At 42.5% G+C, this 6,935-nt stretch carries 6 protein-coding genes and 1 pseudogene; all 7 read right to left on the bottom strand.

The window, feature by feature from the left end; translation table 11 throughout:
• Positions 1-168, bottom strand: a pseudogene (locus BUB92_RS12045) (IS3-like element ISHahy4 family transposase); the annotation flags it as partial.
• Positions 169-660: 492 nt separating this feature from the next.
• The gene (locus BUB92_RS10430) at positions 661-1,800 is read right to left on the bottom strand and encodes an aminotransferase class V-fold PLP-dependent enzyme (protein WP_073093474.1); all 1,140 of its coding nucleotides are present in this window, start codon (positions 1,798-1,800) and stop codon (positions 661-663) included.
• Positions 1,801-1,838: 38 nt separating this feature from the next.
• Positions 1,839-2,420, bottom strand: a complete 582-nt coding sequence (yedF, locus tag BUB92_RS10425) for a sulfurtransferase-like selenium metabolism protein YedF (protein ID WP_073093471.1) — start codon at positions 2,418-2,420, stop codon at positions 1,839-1,841.
• A 15-nt stretch (positions 2,421-2,435) separates the two neighbouring features.
• Positions 2,436-2,654, bottom strand: a complete 219-nt coding sequence (locus BUB92_RS10420) for a hypothetical protein (protein ID WP_084728471.1) — start codon at positions 2,652-2,654, stop codon at positions 2,436-2,438.
• Between the two features lie 15 nt (positions 2,655-2,669).
• Positions 2,670-3,431, bottom strand: coding sequence for an acyl-CoA dehydratase activase (locus tag BUB92_RS10415; RefSeq protein ID WP_073093470.1), 762 nt, complete (start codon positions 3,429-3,431; stop codon positions 2,670-2,672).
• Positions 3,428-4,570 carry a double-cubane-cluster-containing anaerobic reductase gene (locus BUB92_RS10410; RefSeq protein WP_073093469.1) on the bottom strand — a complete coding sequence of 381 codons (1,143 nt, stop codon included), beginning with the start codon at positions 4,568-4,570 and terminating at the stop codon, positions 3,428-3,430. Before BUB92_RS10410 ends, BUB92_RS10415 begins: the two co-directional genes overlap by 4 nt.
• A gap of 176 nt (positions 4,571-4,746) precedes the next feature.
• Complete coding sequence (locus BUB92_RS10405) at positions 4,747-6,585, bottom strand: acyl-CoA dehydrogenase (RefSeq protein ID WP_073093468.1); 1,839 nt, start codon at positions 6,583-6,585, stop codon at positions 4,747-4,749.
• Between the last annotated feature and the right edge of the window lie 350 nt (positions 6,586-6,935).

Below are 6,935 nucleotides of genomic sequence, written 5' to 3'. Positions count from 1 at the left end.
AAATGCCTCTATATGTGCATTCATATTAGGAGTTTTTACGGGTATTCTCTCATGTATCAATTTTAATTCCTGGCAAGTTTTGGCAAATTTAGCTGACATAAACTGCGGCCGGTTATCAGTTCTTACTATTTCTGCTTTAGGTAAAGTCTTTCCAGATCCGGTTTGGCGAAATTTTTTAATCCAGGTATAGATAGTATTAGTTGAAATATTATAACGCAGGGCTTAGGTAGCTACATTGCCTGTTTCCTGACATTCTTTGATAATTTACTCTTTAAACTCATCACTGTACTGGTTTTTGCTGCTCATTAACATCTACCCCCATTTCCTTATTAAAGGTTATCACATTAGACAGATTTTCTCCCAAGGTTTTGGGGGGCTAAATAGGGTTTGAAACTGAAAAAAATTTGAGAAAACTAGACCAAGCATCCTTGTTTTTATAATACCTATGAGGGTTCGAAACTGAGAAACAATTTAAATAAAACCCAAAATAGAGTAGTCATCAGTTTATAAATATCCTATAAAAAGTTGACACTACCGTTGTCCACTTTTTGCTTGACATTCGCACTTAAGAATAGGCTTTAGAAACTATTTTGTACCATAAAAAGTAAATTTTTAAAGGAGAAGGTAAAACACCAATAAAAAAAGCGCCAGATTTTTTCTCTAGCGCTTCGCTATTTCATATATAGCCTTGATTACCTTTTCTATCTCTTCTTCGGTGGTAAAATAACCAGGACTCAACCGGCAGGCCCCTTTTTCCAAAGTGCCGATAGTCTTATGGGCCAGAGGCGCACAGTGCATACCAGAACGGGTTATAATACCGTATTCATAATCAAGGCTTAAAGCTACATCTCCACAATCCATATCCTCTATATTAAAAGCCAGAACTGCCGTCTGTTTTTCCACATCCAGGGGACCGTACATTTCGATGCCCGGCACTTCCTTAAGGCCTGTTATAAGCATATCCATCAGCTTTTGTTCATGTTTCCTTATATTATCAAGCCCGGTATCCATTATGAACTGGACCCCGGCTAAAAGACCGGCTATTCCGGGGGTATTAGGTGTTCCGCTTTCTAAAAGATCCGGCATCACTTCGGGCTGCTCCAGGTATTCAGAAAGAGAACCGGTCCCCCCTTCCCTCAGGGGTTTTATGTCTATACCCGGCCTTACATATATACCCCCTGTTCCCTGCGGGCCCAGAAGTCCTTTATGCCCGGTAAAGGTTAGAATATCTATGTTATGAGCTTCCACATCAATCGGCAAAACCCCTGCTGTCTGAGCCGTATCTATCATAAATATAATGCCATGCTCCCTGGCTATCTTTCCCACTTCGGCAATTGGCATAATAGTCCCTGTCAGATTGGAAGCATGGAGCATACATATCATCTTCGTATTAGGTTTTACCGCCTTTCCTATATCCTCGGGATCCAGCGTACCATCAGGATGGCAATTAACTGCTGTCCACTCTACTCCCTGTTTCGTCAGGGAAAAAACCGGCCTGGCCACCGCATTATGTTCCATACTCGTAGTTATGATATGATCACCCGGCCTTAAAATACCTTTAAGCCCTATATTTAAGGCATCGGTTATATTAAGCGTAAAGGCAATCCGGGAGCTCTCTCCTATATTAAAAAGAGATGCCAGCTTTTCTCTGGCTTCCAAAAGCACCGAGCCGGCCTTTAAAGTCTGCTGGTTGCTGCCCCTGCCTGGGTTAGCCCCTAAAAAGCGGTTAAAATAATCCACCGCCTGATATACAGAATCCGGCTTGGGATAAGTCGTAGCCGCATTATCCATATAAATTATATCCAAAACGAGCATCGCCCCTTTTTTACCGTTGACCTTTATATAGTAAGGCTCTTCTCAGCCGAAGTCAAAATCTCTACGGCGGCATACATATTAGTTATGCTTCCTACCTCCAGCTTATCCTTAAGGTTGTAAAAATCAAGACAGGTGCCGCAGGAAAGTATTTCCACTCCTTCCTCGGCCAGAGCCTTAAGGTGTTCCAGCACCGGAGACCCGGCACAGGTTAAAAATACGCCGCTGTTCATGAAGATTATATGTTTTATATCCCCTTTCATCTCCGTCAAGGTATAGAGGAAACTTTTCATGAGTATCCCGCCCAGTTCTTCTTCTCCTTCGCCAAACAAACGGCTTTTTACTAAAACAGCTATATTTTTACCCTCTTTAACCCCAGTTCCTTCTCCTTGCGCCTTTTTCATGCGGATATAAAAATCGCCATCTTTTTCCTCAACTTCATATTGATAACCTTGATTAGCTGCCAGCTTGCTCACATTTTCTAAAGCTGCCTGCTGGTTCACAATAGTTATTATCTCTAAACTCCCGTCATCTTCATCCATAACCTTTTTCGTCAGGATAACCGGCTGGGGACAGCTAAGCCCTCGGGCATCAACTATTCTTTCCATCCTGCTTAAGCCTCCTTAAAATATCACTCTTTCTCCTTTTTTTATAGACTGTTCTAAATCCTGCATAAACTGTTCCAGGTCTAAGCCATAATCTCTGCTTACGGCTTCTAAAGTATTAAAAAGATGGGAACACATGATGCAATTGCCTGCTTTTTCTTCATACTTTTTAAATACTTCCTCGGTACAGGGAAATTTTTCTACAACATCTACGACCAGCATCTCTTTATTAAGCACAAGAAAACCTCCTTTTCATGCTTCCCGGGCTAAAAGGGCTGCTCCCAGAGCACCAGTAAACTGACATACTTCAGGTACTATTATATCAATTCCCAGTTCCCGCCTGAGAGCATTCCTAACCCCGGCATTCAAAGCTACTCCTCCGGTAAAAGCAACTTTTTCCTGCAGGCCTACCCTTTTCACCATCCCGGCTACCCTCCTGGCTACCGACTGGTGAATTCCAGCTATAATGCCTCCTTTGGAAACCCCACGGGCCATAAGGCTTACAATTTCCGACTCGGCAAAAACAGTACACATGCTGTTTATAGCTGTTATCTGGCTCTGGTCTTCATTTTCCGCCAGTTCACTAACATCTAACCCCAGAGTATTGGCCATGACCTGTAGAAACCTTCCTGTACCGGCTGCACACTTGTCATTCATGGCAAAATCAATTACCCGCCCTTTTTCATTTATCCTTATTACCTTGCTGTCCTGACCGCCAATATCAATAATCGTCCTTACCTCGGGATAAAGCTCAGCTATACCCCGGGCATGGCAGGTTATTTCCGTTACCGCTTTATAGGCTTCCGTGAGGGCAACCCGCCCATAGCCGGTAACTACTATACGGTCAATATCACTCCGGCTAAAGCCAGAAATATCAAGCAAAGTCTTTACTATATTCTTCCCGGCTTCCCGCGGGCTCCAGCCCGTGGGAAGCACAGCCTGAAACTTATTATTGCCTGCCAGCATTACCCCTTTAGCTGCTACTGACCCTATATCAAGGCCTACGCTTATCATTTTCCAATCATCTCCAGTAAGGCTTCTACCCGTATTTTTATAGTTTCCAAATCCGAACTGGAATAGTCACTTTCTAAATGCAGGTAAGGCAAACCTTTTCCTTTTACCAGCTTTTCTATCTCATAGGCTTCAATATTATAAGTATGACATGCCTGCCAGGTAAGATCGATAACCGCATCTACTCTAAAATCATCTATCATGCGGGAAATTAAATCCAGGCGATAGCTATTGGGACTCATGCAGGAACAAGGAATTTTTATATACTTGTGAGCTAAGGCTACAATCGGGTCATCATATTCCTTATCTGCTAACAGTTCCAGGGTTTTATATCCTGTGCAGTTTTCCATAGCGACTACCGCTGCTCCTAATTCTTCGGTAATGCGGATAACCTTTTCCGTTCCTAAGCCTACTGGACATCCGGTAAGCAGTATCCTGGCCCTCGGTTTCCCCTTTTTCTTTCTCTCTTCATCCTGCAGAATACGCTCTTTTAATTGGGACATCATTTCCGTTACCTCTTCTTTATCCGTGGTAAAACTGCGCGACCAGGTAACCGTTAAAAGCTCAATCCCGCTTAAAGGAGGAATATCCATCTGGTTAAGGTCACATATTTCCTTGGCAGCTATCGTTTCCGCATTTATCCGGTCTATCGCTGCCCATATGTCTTCATCCTTTATCTTTACCGCAAATGTTTCCTCTAAAAAGGCTCTAAGCCTTCTTAATTCCTCTACCCACAAAGCAAATCCAGCCGGGCTGTCTTTAAGATAGGGAAGCTGCATAACATGAACCGGTTTAATTTCATTCATAATCTCGAACATCTTCTTTTTGCCATCACAGGTAGTTTCGCCAATAATTACATCTGAAAAATGAAAGAATGGACAAGTATCTGTTGCGGCAAAGCCATAGGAAGACTTTATAAGAGGACAAAGATTGCGCGGCAAAACTTCTTCCGCTGCTGCAATCGGGTCTTCCTTGGTTCCACAAAGGCCTACCGGAATAGCACCTGCTGCCAAAATCAGTTCCTGCGGGCAGTAAGTACAGTAAATCCCTACCACTTTAAGCCCTTTTTCCTTCCCTTCTTTTATCCGCATCAAGTTTACTTCCCGGATACTGCTGAAATCTTTGATATCAATATCAGGCATTTTAAAATCTCCTCCCCTTAAATTGCTAAAATTAATATAGCATATAGCTTATTATATTTAAAATAAAAATAAGTTATAATAGCCTATAAATATTTATGTCCTTACCCGGCAAAAAATAACCATAAAAAAAGCCTCCCGAACACTTCGGGAAGCTTAAAGCTAGCCAGCAAAATATCTTAGAAATTGCCCAGGGCTTCTTCCGGAACTTCAATAGCCGTAGCATCTGCAGCTTCTATCATCTTTCTTATCGCTGTAACCTGAGGTACTACATTCATGACATAGAACTTGGCCGTTGCCATCTTTCCTTTGTAGAAACTAGCATCATAATGGTCTTCGCCCAATTCCTTAAGCTTTTTATCAGCTATAAGTCCCTGTTCCAGCATCAGTTTTCCGCAGTAGATCATAGCCGTAGCATGTAAAATGCGGGTAGCATACAGAGGCATCATTTCTATTTTTCCTTCCCCGAGGAATTTGTTAAGCTGTCCTAAAATAGCCTGATAATCAGCATAACAATCAGCCAGCATCTGGAATTCCTTTTCAAATCCCGGGGTATTCTTGTTTTCTTCGATAAAGCTGCTTATTTCCTTCATCCAGGCCATCAGATATTTGCCGCCACCCATGGGGAATTTACGGGCTACCAGATCTAAAGCCTGAATATAGTTAGTTCCTTCCCAGATAGAGAATATCTTAACATCCCTTGCCAGCTGGGCTACCGGGTATTCTTCAATAAAGCCGTAGCCACCATAAGTCTGGATAGCTTCGCCACACATCAGCCAGGCCATATCTGAAGTATAAGCTTTGCACAAAGGATTATTAAGCATAAACATATTGTGGGCATATTCTCTTTCTTCCGGATCCGGGCTTTCATGAGCCAGGTCAACATAATAATAAGTTTTGAAAAGAAGGGCCCGACAAGCTTCTACTACCGATTTCTGCAAAAGCAGCATTCTCCTTACATCTTCATGTTCGATAATTCTTACCTTCGGTCCTTTAGGATTGGTAAGCTTGGTTCCCTGTATCCTTTCTTTACTGTAAGCAATGGCATTGTAGCAGGCAACAGCCATAACTCCCAGGGCTAAAAGTCCCGTATTGAGCCTTTCTTCATTCATCATGGTAAACATCTGCTTCATGCCCTGGCCTTTTCCATCTTCGCCCGGCGGGTCACCGATAAGCCAGCCATAACAGTTATTATTTTCACCGTAAGACAGAGTACAGGTAGCTGAACCTTTGAGTCCCATTTTATGTTCTATCCCCACAGTAGTTACATCATTCCATTCGCCCAGGCTGCCATCTTCATTTACCCAGATTTTGGGAACTATGAAAAGGGACAAGCCGGCCGTTCCTTCACGTGCCCCCTCAATGCGGGCCAGAACCAGATGAATAAAGTTTTCGGCAATATCATGGTCACCAGCAGTTATAAACATCTTGGTTCCTTTAATCTTATAAAGGCCCGGAGTGTCAGTAGGATAAGCTTTAGTCGTAACTGCTCCCACATCAGAACCTGCTCCTGGTTCGGTAAGGTTCATGGTTCCTCCCCATTCGCCGGAAAACATTTTCGGCAGGAAGCGCTTTTTAAGTTCCGGGGAAGCATATTTTTGGATAACCCCCGCAGCCCCAGCAGTAAGTCCCCAGTAGGTAGGAATAGCCGCCGAAGCACCGATAATCATTTCCAGCATCGGGGCATATATAGTCCAGGGAAGATGCCCTTCTGCTTCCCGGTCGGCAATCTGGGGTCCTAATTCTGCTTCCATACACGTTTTATAAACCTGTTTAAAAGAGTCGGGAGTAACTACCTTGCCATCAATAAACCGGGCTCCTATCTTGTCAGAGTCTTCATTGGCAGGAGCAACTACATCGCGGGCTATTTTGTAGGCAACATCCAGGAAAGAGTCAACATCGTCTACCGAATAATAATCCTTAAATGCAGGATAGCTTAAAAGTTTTTCCAGATCAAGCCATTCTTTGAGAACAAACTTGGCATCTCTCAAGTCATACAAAAAATTAGTCGCCGCCATTTTTAACCCCCCATTTCTTAAGTTAACTTTATTTTATTACTTAATATTAATAAGGTAAAGAATTTAATTCGGAAATGGCATATTCAGAAAATAAATATAATTCACTCAAGTTTCGCATCCAGAAAACCCTGCTCAAACAGCAATAAATCGGGGGTAACTGAGCAAAAAAATTGTTGTTGACAACAAAAAACGCATCCCCGTTTGGTAAAATGGTATTAAGGAAGAAACCAAAACAATCCAAACGGAAAGGATGCGTGATTAAATGATACAACAAATTAATCCGTCTGAAAAGGTCACAACTGAAGTTTCAAAACTATTTAAGGTTTTAAAGATCAACCAGTTACTCCGTG

Origin of the sequence: Thermosyntropha lipolytica DSM 11003 (genome assembly GCF_900129805.1) — a bacterium.
GTDB classification, from domain to species: Bacteria; Bacillota; Syntrophomonadia; order Syntrophomonadales; family Syntrophomonadaceae; genus Thermosyntropha; species Thermosyntropha lipolytica.
Note: the sequence above shows the minus strand (reverse complement) of the source record. Positions and strands in the feature narration are given on the sequence as shown.

What these genes read in the sequence shown, in the direction of transcription:
- yedF (WP_073093471.1), bottom strand. Translation starts at nt 2,420, where the DNA reads ATGGAAAGAATAGTTGATGCCCGAGGGCTTAGCTGTCCCCAGCCGGTT.
- BUB92_RS10405 (WP_073093468.1), bottom strand. Translation starts at nt 6,585, where the DNA reads ATGGCGGCGACTAATTTTTTGTATGACTTGAGAGATGCCAAGTTTGTT.
- BUB92_RS10415 (WP_073093470.1), bottom strand. Translation starts at nt 3,431, where the DNA reads ATGATAAGCGTAGGCCTTGATATAGGGTCAGTAGCAGCTAAAGGGGTA.
- BUB92_RS10410 (WP_073093469.1), bottom strand. Translation starts at nt 4,570, where the DNA reads ATGCCTGATATTGATATCAAAGATTTCAGCAGTATCCGGGAAGTAAAC.